The following is a 16,980-nucleotide window of genomic DNA, read 5'->3' on the forward strand; positions in this document are numbered from 1 at the left end:
CCGGCATGCACGAAATCGCCCAACACTTCCGTCTGGACGGGACCATCGCGAGCATCGAAGCCTTCGGCGGCGGCCACATCAACGATACCTTTCGCATCCGCAACGGAATGCCCGGCGGCCCTGACTACCTGCTGCAGCGCATCAATCACCGGGTCTTTCCCGACGTGAAAGGGCTCATGGAGAATATCGTCCTGGTCACCGATCACCTGCGCGGACGGATCGCCCAGGCCCCGCCGCCGGCCAACGAGCAGACCACCCTGACCGTCGTACGCACCCGGACGGGTGACCCCTATCACCGAACGCCGGACGGCAATTACTGGCGGGTCTTTTTGTTCTTGGATACTTTGCACGCGTACGACCTGGTAGCCACGCCCGCACAAGCCTACGAAGGGGCCCGCTCCTACGGCTACTTCCTGCGATTCCTGGACGATTTTCCGGCGGCGCGGCTGACTGAGGTGATCCCCGGATTTCACGACCTGGCCCGGCGACTGCGGGCCTTTGAGGCGGCGCGTGCGCAGCCGGTAAACGGTCGCGAGCGCGCCTGTCCGGAGGCCATCCGGCAGGTGGTCAAAATGGCAGACGACCTGCTCGTCATCAACCGGCTCCACAAGGAGGGTCAGATCCGTCAGCGCGTCACCCACAACGACACCAAGTTCAACAACGTGCTGCTCACCCCCGACGATCGGGGCAAGTGCGTGATCGACCTCGATACCGTCATGCCGGGCATCGTCCACTTCGACTTCGGCGACGCCGTCCGCTCCGGCATCGGAACGGCCAATGAAGATGAGGCCGACCTCAGCAAGGTGACCGTGGACATGGACAAATTCCGGGCATTCACCGCCGGCTACCTGGAAGTCACCCGCGACGTCCTCTCGCCTCTAGAGCTCAGGCACCTCGGACTGTCAGGGGCCTACATGACCTTCATCATGGGGGTGCGCTTCCTAACCGATTACCTCTCCGGCGACGTCTACTACAAGATCACCAGTCCCGACCACAACCTGCGGCGGGCCCGCAATCAGCTGCGCTTGACGCGTGAGTTCCTGGATCGCCTTCCGGAGCTGGACGAAGTCGTGCGTACCTCCTGAATCCCCGCCTACCAGCCGCTCAGCCAGAGCAGGGCCAGGTAGAGAACCGACGGGCAGAGCAGGCAACCCAGTCCGGTGTAGAAAGTGGCCGTCAGCGCGCCATAGGGCACCAGTTTAGGATCCGTAGCCGCCAGGCCGGCCGCCACGCCGCTGGTCGTGCCCAGCAGTCCGCCGAAAACGAGGGCCGAATGCGGATTGTCCAGTCCCACCCGCCGCGCAATCAGCGGCGTAAGTACCGTGGTGGCAATGGTCTTGACCACTCCCGTAGCAATGCTTATGGCCATCACTTCCGAGCTTGCTCCCAGTGCCGTACCCGTGACGGGCCCGACGATGTAGGTGCAGGCCCCGGCACCGATCGTGGCCAGGCTCACCGGGTCGTGGTAGCCCAAGCCCCACGCGATGGTCACGCCCAGCACGAAGGAAAGCAGTACGCCCGTCAGCAGCGCCACCGCGCCAGCGGGGCCGGCGTGGCGGATCTTGTCGAGATCGGCCCCCATGGCGGTGGCCACTACGGCGAAGTCGCGCAGCATGGAACCCCCGAGCAGGGCCATACCCGCGAAGAGGGGAAAATCGGCGATCCCCTTATTGCCCCCCAGGAACGCCAGGCCGAGCCCGATGAGAATGGCCAGCGCCACCCCGGGGATGAGCCCGCGAAAGAGGTGGCGTGTCAGCCAGAAAGAGACCAGCATGATGACCCCCACGAAAAGGAAGGCGAACAGCAGTCCATTGTTAATTAATACTTCAGTGATGAGCTCCGTCATGGTCCCGGCGGTTGGGGTGCGGGCGGGCGGCCGATTCGCGACAAGAGGGGGACGAGCGACAGTCCGGCGACGGTCACCGCGACCCCGGCGATGAGGGCCAGCCAACCGCCGGAAAGGGCCGCCGTGGCGTTCTGTACCGCGGCCATCGCCACGATGATCGGGATGTACATCGAGCTCCAGAACAGGATGCCCGCGGTGGTGGGCCCGTCCAGCCACCCCCGGCGTTTTAGCCAGGCGTTCAGGAAGATGAGCAGCAGCATGGCGAAGCCCACCCCGCCCACGTCGCCGTTGATGCCGATAGCCGCTCCGAGCAGGGTGCCCGTTACCTTGCCCGCCAGGAAGCAGAAAGCCAGCAGCGCCACGCCATAGATGGTCATGCGAAGAGCTGCTTGAGTTCCTGCTTGGTCACCTTGCCCATCACGTTGCGCGGCAGCTCGTCCTGGAAGAGATAGCGCCGCGGAACCTTGTAGCCCGGCAGGCGCTCCCTCAGCCAGTCGTTGAGTTCCTGCAGGTCGAGCTGTCGCCCTTCTACGATCAGACTGGCCCCGATGATCTCCCCCCATTCTTCGTCGGGTATGCCCACTACGGCGCATTCCCCGATGGCCGGGTGCTGACGCAGTACCTCCTCAATCTCAAGGGCCGAGATCTTGTAGCCGCCGGACTTGATGATGTCCACGGAGTTGCGGCCGAGGATGCGGTAGGCACCGTCTTCCCACGCGGCAATGTCGCCCGTGCGGAACCAGCCGTCGGGAGAGAAGGCCTCCGCGGTAGCGGCCGGGCGGTTCCAGTATTCCAGGAAGACGTTCTCTCCCTTCACCTGGATCTCGCCGGGTTCGCCCTCGGGCACTTCCTGCTCGTTCTCGTCGACCAGCCGGACGGTCACGCCCCGCAGCGGCTGCCCGATGAAGCCCGGCCGGCGGGCCCCGTTGTAGGGGTTGCTGATGGCCATGCCCATTTCGGTCATGCCGTAGCGCTCGAGCAGGGTGTGGCCGCTGATCTCCCGCCAGGTCTCCAGTACCGACACCGGCAGGGCGGCGGAGCCAGAAACCATCAGCCGGAACGCCCGAAGCTTGCGCGACAGCTCGCGCTGATCCTCCACGGGCAGCTGCCGGTAATGTGTGATAAGCTTGAAGTAGATCGTCGGGACCGCCATAAAGACATTTATCCGCCCCGTGCCAAATCGTTCGAATACCTCCCCCGCGTCGAACTGCGGCATGAACTCACAGCAGGCCCCGCTCCAGAGGGCGCAGCACAGCACGTTGACGATGCCGTGGACGTGGTGCAGGGGCAGGATGTTCAGGATGCGGTCGTCTTCCGACCACTCCCAGGCCTCAACCAGGGTCCGGATCGAGGCCTCCAGGTTGGCGTGGGTGGTCACCACCCCCTTGGGCCGACCGGTCGTACCGCTGGTGTACAGAATCATAGCGCGGCGATCGCGGGTCACCTCCGGCAGTTCCTGGGCGCCCCCCGCCAAATCGTCGATCGCCACGAAGTCTGTGTCGATGGGCCCGAATAGCGGTTCCAGCCGTTCCCGGAACTCCGGACCGTAGACGACGGAACGGGCCGTAGTGTCTTCGATGACGTACTGCAGGGAGGGCAGGGGGTGCTTTACGCACAGTGGGACGGCGATGCCCCCGGCCCGCCAGATGCCCCACTGGACGGCGACGTAGTCGAAACCCGGAGACACCAGAAATGCCACCCGCGCTTCCCGCAGGTCCTCCTCGTCGCCCAGGAGCGCGCGGGCAATGGCTTCGGACCGGCTCAGCAGTTCAGCGTAGGTAAAGTCGGTGGCCCCGTCGCTGATGGCTGTTCGGTCGCGGAAGGAATCGGCACGCTGGATAAGTGGAAGCACGGCGGAGAGCGGTTGGTGTAGTCCTGACAATGTACACTGCCGGCCGCAATACCGCTCCCGCGGGCAAAAACACCGTGGCGAATCGACCCTTTTGCCCGCTGGGGGGTAGTTAGTACCTAACGTACTCAATTACCCCCGATGGGAGTGGACCGAATTGCCCTGGTGGCCCGGCGGCGCATTATCCGACTGCTGAAGGACTATGCCTTCTCCCGTGGGGTGCTCATGGTGCTGGCCATCCTGTCGGTGCTGGTGCTGAGTACCGCGGTGGCCGACCTGCCGACCGGCGTGAGCTGCGCGGTGGGTGTATTTCTGGTCTCGATCTGCGACCTGCCGGGCAACAAGCTCGATCACCTGAAAAATATGGTGTACGGGCTGCTCCTGGCCGTCGTGAACATCGTACTGATCCAGCTGGCCCATACCGCGGGCGAACTCCACGTGCTTGCGCTTCCGTTGCTGGTCTTCGTCACCGCCTACCTTTCCGTGTTCGGGAAGCGGGCGGGGCTGGTCTCGTTCAGCGGGTTGCTGGCGCTGGTACTGGCCTACGCCTTTCCCAAAGCGGGGTGGGACATCGTGCTCAGTGCCCTGTACATCGGTCTGGGCGGATTGTGGTTCATCCTGCTGAACGTGATCGTGCATCCCTTCCGCTACAAGCGCTACCGTCTCGGATTGCTGAACGATTGCATCCAGCTGACCGCCGACTACCTCGAACTGAAGAGCCGGCAGGTCGTCGCCCAGGATCCGGACCATCTCTGGCCGGAAGTCATCCGTACCCACAACCGCATCAACGAGATCCGCAAGGTGCTGACCGATTACTTCCTGGGACAGTCGCCCAAACAGGACACCCTCGGCGAGCAATCCCGGGAAGGCGTACTCTACCTGGAGCTCGTCGACCTGGTAGAACTCGGGGCTGCGGTGCCCGTGCGTCCCGAAGCCCGCCAACCGGACACCTCCAACACAACAGCCGAGCTGGCCGGTATACTGGAACAAGTAGCCACCAGCCTGCGGCGCGTTGCGTTCAAATCGCGCAACTTCGTCTCCGCCCACCCCGATACCCTGGCCCAGCGGCTGGCTTCCCTGGGGGAGCGCCGAGCGGAAGGCCCCGCACCGGACGAGCGGGGTGAGCACTACCTCTACATCCTCTACGACAACCTCGAAAAGCAGATCGGCAAGTTGCGGACCATCGAACGGCTGGCCGATACCCGTGGGCTGGTCAGCCACGCCATCTTTTCCCGGGAGGCCAAGTCGCGCCTGAGGCCGCCGGCCGACACCGACTGGTCGGTGTTGCGGGAAAACTTTTCGATGGATTCGGCTGCCTTCCGGCACAGCCTGCGCCTGTCACTCGTGGTACTGCTGGGCTACCTGATCGGCCGCTACTTTTCCCTGCAAAACGCCTACTGGATCATTCTTACCGTGGTCGTGATCATGCGCCCCACCTACGTGCAGAGCAAGGACCGCAGCGTAGAGCGCACCCTCGGCACCCTCGCCGGAGCCGTAGTAGCGGCCGGGGTGGTCTGGCTCACCGACAGCCACCTGGTATACGCCGTGATCGGGGCGGCGGCCATGCCATTCGTGTTCACCTACCTCGACCGCGATTACCGCATCTCCGCCTTCTTCGTTACCCTCAATCTGGTGTTCACCTACGCCCTCCTGCACCCGGATGCCTACACGGTTATCGCCTACCGGGTGGTCGATACCGTGATTGGCGCGGCGCTCTCGTTTGTTGCCAGCCGACTACTCTGGCCGGCCTGGGAAAGCCGGTCGATCCCCAAACTGATGGTCCGGGCCCTGGACGGCATCGGCAATTACCTGCGGCAAGAATCCAACCTCTACCTGAACCGGGAAGACGACAGCCTGGCCTACCGCATCGCCCGGCGGCACGCCTTTGTATACCTGGGCGAGCTCGACGACAGCTACGCACGGGCCCTGCGGGAACCCGTCCGCAAGCGGGCAGCTACCGAAAGCCTTTCGCGCATCGTGACGTGCAATCATCAAATCCTATCCTCCATCGCTTACCTGGGCACCTATCTCCAGCACCATCCGGTGAGTGTATCCCACGAGCACTTCTCAGCCCTCATCAATGACCTTACCCACCGACTGGAAGCGTGCCGCGACCTGCTGGAGACGGGGCACACCAGACCACTTCCCCCGCGCACGGAAACGGACGGGGCCCTGGCCTACTTCACCGGACCGGCGGAATCGGAAGGTCAGCAGCGGGAAAAACGGTTGTTCTTGCGGGAATACCGCTACTTGCGGGGGTTGATCGACGGGCTGCAACGGGAATTGCCGGGGCGGCTGGCCCTTGCGCGCGGCGTCTAGAAGCGCAGCAGACCGTACCCCATCATCTCGTACATGGCCACCGTGGTGAGCATGGAAGTAGCAATTTCTACTTCCGGTACGACGGCCTCCACCGGTACGTCGCGGCCGCGCAGCGACTGGCCGCAAACCGTCAGTTTTACGCCCGCCTGTTTCAGCGATTCAATGAGAGGCAGGTTGGGGTTATCCACCCCGAAGCGCTCGCGGTAGTGGTAGTCGTCCATCACCCCCACGGTAGCCCCGCCGTGGATGGCCAGCACCACGAAAACCTGATCGGCCGGTACGCCGCCTACCGCAAAGAGGTTGAGCATGCGGGCCACGTTATGCAGTCCCTGCCCTACGCTGTCGGGCGTTTCCGCTCCGGTCACGACGTCGATGATCATTCGGTATTCCAGGTCGGGATCGGGTCGCACGGTGGCCTCCGGGATCTCGTAGATGCCGCCGAAGGGAACTACGGGCGTGACTTTTCCCTGGGCGGCAATGAGCGCGGGTGCCAGGGTCAACAGAAAGAGCAAGGTGCGCATGATAGTGGATTTAGGGTGCGTCGGTCGCTGGTCGGCTACGGTGTAGCGAAGGTAAGGGCCGGCCCGCACGGCGCCAACCACGGCTTCCGGCACCCGCGGCCGCGCCCCCAGGTAAACGATGGATCAGAGGCGGGAAAGCACCTGGTCGCGGTACTTGTCGCTGATAGGTACGGCGTCGTCGTCGATGTAGACGGTCCGGTGTTCGTAGCGCGTGACGTGCTGAAGGTTCACGGCGTGGCTGCGGTGGGTCTGTACGATGCTGAAGTGGTTGATCTCGGACACCAGGTCGCTCAGGGAACGGCGCAGGACAAGCGGCTTCTGGTCCACGAGGCTCACCTGCACGTAGACGTGATCGGCGCGCAGGTGGCGGATCGCCGAGAGGGGCAGGATGTGGGTAGCCTGACCGGTCTTCACGGCCACCGTTTCTTCCTGCTGCTGCGACTGGTGGTTGTGCAGGGCCACGTCGATGGTGGTGAGCAGGCTGTTGATCTGGACGGGCTTGCTGAGGTAGCCGGCGGGAAAGGTTTCGCGGGCCAGGGCCAGGTGCTGTTCGTCGACCTGGGAAGTAAGGTAGACGAAGGGGATCTGCTCTTTCTGGGCCCGGAGGAAGTGGGCGAAATCGATGCCGGATTCCGGTCCGCTCAGCCGAATGTCGAGCAGGGCCAGGTCGGGGGGGGATTTATGGTAGAGTTCGACGGCTTCGTCGTAGGAAATGGCTTCTCCGGTAACGATGTAATTCTGTTCCCGGAGTTGGTCGGCGATGGTGTCGGAAATGATGAATTCATCCTCGACAATGAGTATGCGGCGACCGGAGGCGGAAGGGGGCGTCTGCTGCATCTAAAAGGAACTCTTGCCCTTCGGGGGGCGGTTTGAACGGGTTAGGCGGTAATCGGTGCCTCCAAGGTAGTAATTCTGTCTTTTCCCGTGGGCTGACCAAGGTGTTCGTTCTTGCGCCGGAACCAGATGCGGGTGGTGGCGCCATTCTCGTTGGAGACCTCGACCCGGCCCCGCAATTGCCGGCTCATTCCCCGGATCAGGTAACTACCGAGTCCGCTGTCCCGACCATCCAGGGCGGCGGGGTCAAATCCGGGGCCGTTATCGTGGTACGTGAGCAGGAGTTCGTCGTCGTTTTCGGTGAGCGTAACGCTGATGCGCAATTGCTGGCCGGGAACTACGGCGTACTTGAAGCTGTTGGTGAGCAGTTCGTTGAACATGGTGCCCAGTGGGATGGCCGTTTCGAGGTTGAACCAGAAATCGCCGACGTCGAGGTCGAAATGGGAGGCGTGGGGCAGTTCCGACAGCATTTCAAAGTGGTGACAGATCTTGGTAGCGTAGGTGCGGAAGTTGATCTCACCTACCCGACCTTGCTGGTAGAGGATCTCGTGGACGGCGGCCATACTGTATACCCTTCCCGCCATGGCGTCCAGTTGGGCCCGCGCGGCGGGGTCGTTGAGCTTTTTCATCTGCATCTGCAGGAGGCTGATGATGATCTGGAGGTTGTTCTTCACCCGGTGGTGTACCTCGCCCTGCAGTAGCTTTTGCTGGGCCAGCGATTCGGAAAGCTGATCGTTTTTAAGTTGGGTGATCATTTGCTGCTCCAGGGCGTCGCGCGATCGCCGGACGCGGCTGGTGACGAGATAGGCCAGGAAGAGGATCACGATCACCAATACGAAGATGAGCAGGAGGCGGGCGATCCGTGAGCGTTCGTAGGCCAGCAGTTTGCTCTGCTCGGCGATGAGGAGACTTTTCTTTTCGCTGTTGTAGCGGTCCTCGATCGCGACGGCATTCTGCTGGTTCATCCGGTCGACGTGGTCGAGTTCGGCGTCGTGGGCCAGCTGCAGGTAGTGCCAGGCGGAATCCATCTGACCCATCGATTTCAGGATGGTGGCGCGGTAGTCGTAGACCCGATTCAGGTAGGTACTATCCGTTTCGATCACCTTGGCGGCGTAGATCAGCGAAGAGTCGTTGGCCTCCAGGGCTTCCGCCATGTTCCCGCTCTCGATCTTGAGGCCGGTCAGCACCAGTGTCATGGCGAAGTAGTCGCCCATGCTGCCGGTGTTGTAATAGTAGTCGGTTGCTTCCTGGAGGTGCTCCTCGCTGGCCTGGAGGTCCTTTTCGCGGTAGTAGAAGCTCAGGTTGAAATGTGCCAGGGCTATTTGGTGGGCATTGTTTTGCTCTTTGGCGCTCGTCAGGGCTTCCGAAGCATGGTCGTACACTTTTTCCGTTTCGCCGAAGTAGCGGTGGTAACCGGCCATGCGGTTGTGCAGGATGGGGACGAGCGTCCGCAGTCCATGCTGACGGATAATCGCATCCGCCTGCTGCAACAGGGAGAGGCACTCCTGGGGTTGCTGCTGATGCTGGTGGATGAAGGCCAGCCAGATATAGGCTTCCGCCAGAATGGAATGCCGCTGGGACTGTTGGGCATCGTCGATGAGGCGCAGCAGTTTCTGGGTGGCTTCGCCGAAGCGCCGGGCCCGGAGGAGGGCGTTGCAGTGCTTCAGGCGAATGAGCAGGCGGAAATTGTCGACCCACGGTTCGGTGTCCTCACACGCCAGGGAAGCGTTAAGTTGGTTCAGCACGGTTATTGCGCTGTCGTTCTTACTTGCCGTGATCAGGTCCTCAGCGGTGAAGAGCTGGCGCCACATGTTCTCGCTCTGTCCGTGCACCAGAGCGCACGGGAGCAGCAGAATGTACAGCAGCAGGATTTTGGTTGGGTTCACGCTAGGTATTTTCATGAGGGGGGTCAGTAAACCCAGACTGGTCCTGACCGCAACCCACCAAATACTTGGACGGATAAAGGTACGGCCAACAACTTATTAGGTAGTCTTCCGAATCGATCGCTCGCCGTCTCGCCGTCAGCTTTTCCTACCGTGACCGGAGAGGGTAAAGGCGCGCGGTAGGGAAAGGTCGTTCGGGTCAATGGGTCAAATCTGAAAGACAGTTTGATAATGCAACTAAAAGGCTTTCCTGAATGATCAGGGAAACGGCAAGGAATGGCGGCATAGCCAAATATTACCGGTATGACCAATTAGTGTAAGTGTAAATTACTCCTCTCAAGCCCGTCACTACCATCATAGGGGAGGCATGTTCTGAATAGGGAACTGCCTGTTCTGAATCCGGCAGTTTACCGGTTAGGATCACCGGTGAGGGTTGGCGCGGGCGGCTCAGGGAATGCCTTTAAAAGGATCCGCCCGGGCCACCAATGTGGTCCGGGCGAACAAAAATTCCAAATCCAATTCGTTTCTGGGACATTGATTTTCAGCATCTGTGGGTGAAAATCGTGAGTCCGTAGTGTCTCTGTACGCTCTGCTTATAAACTAGTTTCGGGATTAAAAACTCGCTCTCTCTCTGTCAATTACCGCAGTTTGCAGTAACGCTCTTTTCTTATGATGATACAAACATATTTCACCCGGGCCGCTCCCGCGTACTATCCGAAGCTGGATGTTCTGAACCCGGGGCAGGGTGTTCTGAATCCGGTGGAATACCCAACGCGGGCCGGTGGGGGGGCGGAGGTTTGCGTGTTTTTTCACCGGCACAGGTAGTGGCGGCTCGTACCCGACGTGCCCGAAGTATGCTGGATACTGTACTGCCCCACCAGGGTTCGGGCCAAAAAGAAACCGCCCTGACCGTGCGAGGATCAGGGCGGTTAAATAACTCTAACTGTTTAGTAATTCGGGATCATAAACTCTTGTTGCGGTCCTACAAGATCTTGCGGTACAATAGGTAAGCAAGAATGTGCGTGTCTCTCAAATACGCTCGCAACACGATAAAAAACTGGTCTCTCTTTATAAGACTACGTCTCTCTTTGAAGGCTGTGTCTCTCTTTGTATGAAACAAACGTAGGTACATTGATTTCAAAGTGGCGAAAATTGTAGGTCCCTTGTTCTGAATCCGGGCCAGATTGTTCTGAATTTTAGTAAAAGTTCGAACATCGCCCGATTTTAGCCGTACAACAGGGTTTCCTCTTCTTCAAGAACCGTTCGACTTTACGAAGTCGCATCTGGAAATTTCGGCCCGGAATGGCCAGCTCAACCGGGCGGGGGCACAGATTCAGAAAACGTCGATGAGCGAGGTCCACCAAAAAGATCGCCCGGGCCATGTGATGGCCCGGGCGATTCAATAACTCTAAATGCGAATCATTTTGGGATTATAACCTTGTGTCGTCGATCTGTGAAATTGTAGCGTTCTGGTCTCAAACAAGTAATGCGGGTGCTGCGGACTGCTGTACACAGCTAAGGGATCATCACTCCCTTGTTCGTTATGAAACAAACGTAGGTACATCGGTTCGAGAATCACGAAGGACGGGAGCATCTTGTTCTGAATCCACCAGGTTGTGTTCTGAACTGAGCTGTGTGGTGGAAATTACATTAGGACGAGGTGAGAAGCGGCGGCGGCATCCGGGAAGCCGGGGACGCAGCCGCCAGAAGGTGTTTTCGGGCAGGCAGGGGGCAAAAAAGAACCGCCCGAATCAAATTAATGATCGGGCGGTTGTTGACTTGTCCAAATTGATGTCTCAGGAGATCATCAATTGGCTTGAGTACAAATGAAATTGTGCGTAATAAAAAGTGTCAAATCAAAATAGTGTCTCTCTAATCGTTGTCTGGGACAAACCTAAGTCCGTTTTTGCCAATTCGGCGACTTTGGACATTTTTTGTGCTGAGTGGTGCCCTGGGTGTTCTGAATGACTGAACCGTAGCGGGAAAAAATGGGTTTCGGGCTCCTTTTTCTAAGGAGAAAGACCGGAAGCCAACGGCGGAACGGGGGGCGGGCATTTGACCGGGGGCGGAACCCAGAGGAATTTGACCGCACCGGTGCATGCGTCGGGCGGATCTTTTCTGTCCGACTGGGGCAAAAATAGGGGGGTGCCGACCAGGTCGGCACCCCCGTAAACACTGTTTTTAACACATTGAATTGAGAGACACTTAATCTTTCCGGGCGACGAATGTACGTCTTCGGAGTGGCTGGAAAAAAATCGACCGAACCAATTTCACTTGGTCCGGTCGATCTGAAATTTATCCAACCTGTATATTTTGGGGCAACGGTGCGAGAAATCCCCCGAACACGGGTACCGGGGCCGGCCGGTTGCAGAGGAGATGATCACCATTCACGCATGGCCGGGTGGCGGGAACGTGCTGTGCCGTAAATAAGACGACAGGGTCGGTGGGTATGCTTTTGTTGCTTGTGATGATACAAACGTAGGTACATCTATTGAGAAAGTCGCTAATTTGAAAACGGATGTTCTGAATTGGGAGTGGGGTGTTCTGAATCAGGAAATACGCATATGCGTGTTCAACCACTAACCTCCGCGCTGGATCGGAAGACGGCACCTGCGGGCGCGGCTGAAAAAATGTCATGCTATAACCAGTTGAAGCTGACAAAATTACCGACGTGAGTTTTGGGTGCGCAGTTTGCCTATCTTAATAGGACGCAAGCGGCGAACCGGTGTATAGCGTATTTCGGTTTCAGCTGCGACGTGCAAGGACAGATAAACCCATCGGTTGGTAGCCAGCCAAATGCCCCGTCAACCGACAGATAAAACAACGATTATGAACTTCAACAACTTCACCATCAAAAGTCAGGAGGTGCTGCAGCGGGCGAGTGAGATCGCGGTAGGCAATCAGCAGCAGTCCATTGAGCCGGGGCACATCCTGAAGGCCATCTTTGAAGTGGACGAAAGCGTAACGCCATTCCTCTTCAAGAAACTGGCCGTTAACTATCAGGCGATCAAATCCGCCATCGACAGCATCGTGAGCGGCGTACCCAAAGTCACCGGCGCGCAGCAGGTGCTCAGCCGTGCGGGCGTGGAACTGGCCCAGCAGGCCAACGTAGTGGCGCGCGATATGAAAGACGAGTATGTGTCCATCGAGCACCTGCTCCTGGCCGCCCTGAAGATCAACGACCCGGCCGGACAGGTACTTAAGGACGCCGGCATCCGCACCAAGGAACTCAAACTGGCCATCGAGGAGCTCCGCGGTGGCAAGCGGGTGACCTCCAACAGCGCGGAAAACGCCTATAATTCTCTTGAGAAATACGCCATCAACCTGAACGAGCGGGCCCGCGACGGCAAACTTGATCCGGTCATCGGCCGCGACGAGGAGATTCGCCGCGTGCTGCACATCCTGGCCCGCCGCAGTAAGAACAACCCGATACTGATCGGTGAACCCGGCGTGGGTAAGACCGCCATCGTGGAAGGCCTGGCACACCGGATCGTCAACGGCGACGTGCCGGAAGATCTGCGGGAAAAGGATATCTACAGCCTGGACATGGGTGCCCTGATCGCCGGGGCTAAGTACCAGGGCGAATTCGAGGAGCGCCTCAAGGGTGTGATCAACGAAGTGACCCAGGCCGAGGGACAGATCTTCCTCTTCATTGACGAAATTCACACCCTGGTGGGGGCCGGAAAGGGACAGGGCGCCATGGACGCCGCCAACATCCTCAAGCCCGCCCTGGCCCGCGGCGAACTGCGCGCCATCGGAGCCACCACGCTGGCCGAGTACCAGAAATACTTCGAGACGGACAAGGCCCTCGAGCGACGCTTCCAGCAGGTAACGGTCGATGAGCCCAATGAGGAGGACGCCATCTCGATCCTCCGTGGCCTCAAGGAGCGCTACGAAACGCACCACAAGATCAACATTCTCGACGAGGCCGTAGTGGCCGCCGTTCAGCTTTCCGAGCGCTACATCACCGACCGCTTCCTGCCCGATAAGGCCATCGACCTGATCGATGAGGCCGCCGCCCGGCTGCGCCTGGAAATGAACTCCATGCCCGAGGAACTCGATGAGCTCGAGCGCCGCATCCGGCAGTTGGAGATCGAACGGGAGGCCGTCAAGCGCGAAAACGACGCCGCGAAGATCGACCGCATCAAGCAAGACCTCGCCAACCTCGAAGAGCGCCGCAACGAACTGCGCGCCCAGTGGGAAACGGAACGCGAGGTGGTACTGGGCATCCAGCAGGCCAAACAGCGCATCGACGAACTGAAGAACGAAGCCATGCGCCTCGAGCGATCCGGCGAATACTCCAAGGTGGCCGAGATCCGCTACGGACAAATCCCGCAGGTTGAAGCCGAACTGAAAACCTACACCGGCCGCCTGAGTGAAATGCAGACGAAGGCCAAAATGCTGGTGAAGGAAGAGGTCGACAGCGAGGACATCGCCGAGATCGTGGCCCGCTGGACGGGCATCCCCGTCACCCGCATGCTGCAGAGCGAGCGGGAAAAACTGCTGCACCTCGAGGAAGAGCTGCACCGGCGGGTGATCGGTCAGGACGAGGCCGTGGAGGCCGTCGCTGATTCCATCAGGCTTAACCGGACCGGACTGAGCAATCAGGACCGGCCCATCGGCTCCTTCCTCTTCCTGGGTACCACCGGGGTGGGTAAGACGGAGCTGGCCAAAGCCCTGGCCGAATACCTCTTCAACGATGCCGACATGATGACCCGCATCGATATGAGCGAGTACCAGGAACGCCACGCCGTTAGCCGGCTGGTGGGTGCCCCTCCGGGCTACGTAGGCTACGACGAAGGAGGCCAGCTGACCGAAGCCGTACGCCGCAAGCCCTACAGCGTGGTACTGCTAGACGAAATCGAAAAGGCCCACCCGGACGTGTTCAACATTCTGCTGCAGGTGCTCGACGACGGCCGGTTGACCGACAATAAAGGACGGGTAGCCAACTTCAAGAATACGATCATCGTCATGACGTCCAATATCGGCTCCGACATCATCCGCGAGAAATTCTCGCAGATCAACCCCTCCAACGAGGAAGATATCATCAAGGAGACCAAGGAAACCCTGTTCAACGTCCTGAAGCAAACGGTACGACCCGAGTTCCTCAACCGCATCGACGACGTGGTCATGTTCCGTCCCCTGGGCCGCGGCGACATCCGGCAGATCGTCGAGCTGCAGCTCGATCAGGTCATGCAGCAATTGGCCGCCCAGGACATTCACCTCTCGGTGGCCCCCGAGGCCATGGATTGGCTGGCCGCCGAAGGCTATAATCCGGAATTCGGTGCCCGCCCGCTGAAGCGCGTGATCAAGAAGCGCGTACTCCGGCAGTTGTCCAAGCAGATGCTACAGGGCGACATCCAACCGGGCAGCCAGGTCGTGCTGGACGTCTTCGGCGACGTCGTGGTCTTCCGGCAGGCGCGGGCCGGTGAGCGGCAGGCCGAAGAGTCTCCGCTGGTGTAAGGTGGTGCCGCCGCCCCCTTTCCTGACTCCACGGGTGGGGTATCGGAGGGGCGGCGGCCCGTCTGATCCAAACGCCGTTAAAGACTGTTAAGAAGGCAACGGCGCACCAACCATATTTGCGGTAATACCGTCTTATTGCCGTGGTTTCTCCCACTAAATCCCGAGTGCAACAAATAAACAGCAACGTCAAATGAAAAAGTTTCTCTTAATCGTATTCGTCGCCGTACTGGGTGGGCTCATCGCCCTGGGCGGTGCGAACTACCTGGGGTGGGGCGATACACGATACGTGGAGGTCGCCAATACTCCGACCAGTTTAACCTCCTTTGCCACCGCCCCCGGTACGCGGGTGGTGCCGGCCCCGACCGACGGTTTCGTCATCGCCGCCGAACGTTCCCTGCCGGCCGTCGTGCACATCAAGGCCAGCAAGCCCGCCGGGCGTGGTGGCCAGATCCCTTTTGGTATCGATCCCGATCAGCTCCCCGATGCCTTCCGCGACCTGTTCGGTAATCCCGGCCGCGGCGGCAACGATCAGGAGATGCCCCTGCAGCAGGGCAGTGGTTCCGGCGTGATCATCAGCAGCGACGGCTACATCGTCTCCAACAACCACGTGGTCGAGGACGCGGAAACCCTGGAAGTGGTACTCAACGACGAACGCACCTACACCGCCAAGGTGATCGGCACGGACCCCACTACCGACATTGCCCTCCTGAAAATTGAAGAGACCGGTCTGCCCACCGTGCAGTTCGCCAACAGCGACGATGTGCGGGTAGGGGAGTGGGTGGTAGCCGTAGGTAATCCCTTCAGCCTCACCAGCACCGTAACCGCGGGTATCGTTTCGGCCAAGGGCCGCAGCATCGATATCGTGCGGCGCAGCGGTGGCGACCTTGCCATTGAATCCTTCATCCAGACCGACGCGGTCGTCAACCCCGGCAACAGCGGCGGTGCCCTGGTAAACCAGAACGGTGACCTCATCGGCATCAATACGGCCATCAGCAGTCCTACCGGTGTTTTCGCCGGCTACAGCTTTGCCGTTCCCAGTGCCATCGTCAAGAAGGTAGCCGAGGACCTGCGGGAGTTCGGCGTAGTGCAGCGTGGCCTGCTGGGTGCCCAGATCCGTCAGTTGAATACGGCCTACGCCCGTGAACTCGACATTGACCGCAACAACGGCGTCTACGTATTCGAGGTAATGGAAGGCAGTGCCGCCGAAGAAGCCGGTATCCAGAGCGGCGACGTCATTGTGGCCGTCGACGGCGTACGCACCCTCCGCAACAGCACCTTGCTGGAGCAACTGGGCCGCCACCGCCCCGGCGATCAGGTGACCATCACCGCCGAACGCGACGGTAAGGAGCGCGACTTCACCGTCGTGCTGAAGAATTCCGAGGGTACCACCGGCATCGTCCGGCCGAGCGAAAAGCCGGAGGCCGTAGCTTCCCTCGGTGCCAAGTTCGAAGACCTTTCCGAGGACGACGTCCGCCAGCTGCGTCTCCAGGGCGGAGTTGCCGTAACCGAGCTCGGCAACGGGCTGCTCTCCGAGCAGACGCGTGTCCGGCCCGGCTTTATCCTTACCCGCGTCAACGGGCGCCAGGTTGAGGACGTACAGCAACTGCAGCGTCTGCTCGAAAGCAGCAAAGGCGCGGTGACCCTGGAGGGTGTCTATCCCGACAACCCCGAACGGACCTACAAGTACGCCATCGTGAAATAGCGGTAGGTGTAGTATCCGACCAAACAAGCTTACTACGCGGGCGGTCCCTCTTCACAAAGGGGCCGCCCGCTTTGTTCTAAGGGTGTGAAACTCCCGCTTCTGATCCTGTTCCTGTTGTTTTTCGGGACCGCCACCACCCCGCCGGGCGGTGGGGAGCGGGCTACCCTCGTGCTGCAGATCGACAACATCCGCAGTGACCAGGGTTCGCTTTGGGTGGGCATTTACGAATCTGAGAACGACTTTCTGGACCGCCACCGGGCTCGCCTGGTACAGCAGCCCGTGCGCGCGGCCGGATCGGCCCGACTGGCAATCGATGAATTGAGGGTGGGCAAGGCTTACGCCATCGCCGTGTTCCACGACGTGAACGACAACGGCGAACTGGACACCAATTTCCTGGGGCTGCCCGCCGAGCCCTACGCGCTGAGCCGCCCCCTGCAAAGCTGGTTCCGCAAGCCGCGCTTCGAAGAGATGAGCTTCGTTTTCCGGCCGGAAGTGGGTCTGCCGCCACTGGAACTGCGCTAAACAAGTCGTGGTAAGCCCTTAACTTCGCGGCCCAATAAGAC

At 60.2% G+C, this 16,980-nt stretch carries 11 protein-coding genes; 5 read left to right on the plus strand and 6 right to left on the minus strand.

The features are described from left to right. Positions 1–5 precede the first annotated feature (5 nt). Positions 6–1,085, plus strand: coding sequence for a phosphotransferase enzyme family protein (locus E4021_RS13605; RefSeq protein WP_136459916.1), 1,080 nt, complete (start codon positions 6–8; stop codon positions 1,083–1,085). An 8-nt stretch (positions 1,086–1,093) separates the two neighbouring features. Here E4021_RS13605 and madM read toward each other — a convergent pair whose 3' ends face one another. Genes madM through E4021_RS13620 form a run of 3 tightly spaced genes read right to left on the minus strand, consistent with a single transcriptional unit; the run spans position 1,094 to position 3,698 of the window. Continuing rightward, positions 1,094–1,846, minus strand: coding sequence for a malonate transporter subunit MadM (madM, locus tag E4021_RS13610; protein ID WP_136459917.1), 753 nt, complete (start codon positions 1,844–1,846; stop codon positions 1,094–1,096). After that, complete coding sequence (gene madL / locus E4021_RS13615) at positions 1,843–2,223, minus strand: malonate transporter subunit MadL (protein ID WP_136459918.1); 381 nt, start codon at positions 2,221–2,223, stop codon at positions 1,843–1,845. Before madL ends, madM begins: the two co-directional genes overlap by 4 nt. Then, positions 2,220–3,698, minus strand: coding sequence for an acyl-CoA synthetase (locus tag E4021_RS13620; RefSeq protein ID WP_136459919.1), 1,479 nt, complete (start codon positions 3,696–3,698; stop codon positions 2,220–2,222). The genes madL and E4021_RS13620 overlap by 4 nt, the downstream gene beginning before the upstream one ends. Before the next feature lie 144 nt (positions 3,699–3,842). On the opposite strand from E4021_RS13620, the gene E4021_RS13625 reads away from it, so the two are divergent. After that, positions 3,843–6,014, plus strand: a complete 2,172-nt coding sequence (locus E4021_RS13625; RefSeq protein WP_168797605.1) for an FUSC family protein — start codon at positions 3,843–3,845, stop codon at positions 6,012–6,014. On the opposite strand, the gene E4021_RS13630 is transcribed toward E4021_RS13625, so the two are convergent. From E4021_RS13630 to E4021_RS13640, 3 genes are all read right to left on the minus strand, one after another. Further along, positions 6,011–6,535 carry a DsrE family protein gene (locus E4021_RS13630; RefSeq protein WP_136459921.1) on the minus strand — a complete coding sequence of 175 codons (525 nt, stop codon included), beginning with the start codon at positions 6,533–6,535 and terminating at the stop codon, positions 6,011–6,013. The genes E4021_RS13625 and E4021_RS13630 overlap by 4 nt on opposite strands. Before the next feature lie 123 nt (positions 6,536–6,658). After that, positions 6,659–7,372 carry a LytR/AlgR family response regulator transcription factor gene (locus E4021_RS13635; protein ID WP_136459922.1) on the minus strand — a complete coding sequence of 238 codons (714 nt, stop codon included), beginning with the start codon at positions 7,370–7,372 and terminating at the stop codon, positions 6,659–6,661. A gap of 41 nt (positions 7,373–7,413) precedes the next feature. Continuing rightward, positions 7,414–9,255, minus strand: coding sequence for a sensor histidine kinase (locus tag E4021_RS13640; protein WP_168797606.1), 1,842 nt, complete (start codon positions 9,253–9,255; stop codon positions 7,414–7,416). A gap of 2,826 nt (positions 9,256–12,081) precedes the next feature. Between E4021_RS13640 and clpB the strand changes: the two genes are divergently transcribed. The 3 genes from clpB (at position 12,082) to E4021_RS13655 (ending at position 16,939) form a co-directional block, all read left to right on the plus strand. Next, a complete protein-coding gene (gene clpB / locus E4021_RS13645) occupies positions 12,082–14,715 on the plus strand; it encodes an ATP-dependent chaperone ClpB (protein WP_136459924.1) in 2,634 nt (877 codons plus the stop codon). Positions 14,716–14,905: 190 nt separating this feature from the next. Next, the gene (locus E4021_RS13650) at positions 14,906–16,417 is read left to right on the plus strand and encodes a trypsin-like peptidase domain-containing protein (protein ID WP_136459925.1); all 1,512 of its coding nucleotides are present in this window, start codon (positions 14,906–14,908) and stop codon (positions 16,415–16,417) included. 84 nt (positions 16,418–16,501) lie between these two features. Continuing rightward, positions 16,502–16,939, plus strand: coding sequence for a DUF2141 domain-containing protein (locus E4021_RS13655; protein WP_136459926.1), 438 nt, complete (start codon positions 16,502–16,504; stop codon positions 16,937–16,939). Positions 16,940–16,980 lie beyond the last annotated feature (41 nt).

The organism is Neolewinella litorea, assembly GCF_004803465.1.
In the GTDB taxonomy this organism is placed as follows: domain Bacteria; phylum Bacteroidota; class Bacteroidia; order Chitinophagales; family Saprospiraceae; genus Neolewinella; species Neolewinella litorea.

What these genes read in the sequence shown, in the direction of transcription:
- E4021_RS13605 (WP_136459916.1), top strand. Translation starts at nt 6, where the DNA reads ATGCACGAAATCGCCCAACACTTCCGTCTGGACGGGACCATCGCGAGC.
- madM (WP_136459917.1), bottom strand. Translation starts at nt 1,846, where the DNA reads ATGACGGAGCTCATCACTGAAGTATTAATTAACAATGGACTGCTGTTC.
- madL (WP_136459918.1), bottom strand. Translation starts at nt 2,223, where the DNA reads ATGACCATCTATGGCGTGGCGCTGCTGGCTTTCTGCTTCCTGGCGGGC.
- E4021_RS13630 (WP_136459921.1), bottom strand. Translation starts at nt 6,535, where the DNA reads ATGCGCACCTTGCTCTTTCTGTTGACCCTGGCACCCGCGCTCATTGCC.
- E4021_RS13635 (WP_136459922.1), bottom strand. Translation starts at nt 7,372, where the DNA reads ATGCAGCAGACGCCCCCTTCCGCCTCCGGTCGCCGCATACTCATTGTC.
- clpB (WP_136459924.1), top strand. Translation starts at nt 12,082, where the DNA reads ATGAACTTCAACAACTTCACCATCAAAAGTCAGGAGGTGCTGCAGCGG.
- E4021_RS13650 (WP_136459925.1), top strand. Translation starts at nt 14,906, where the DNA reads ATGAAAAAGTTTCTCTTAATCGTATTCGTCGCCGTACTGGGTGGGCTC.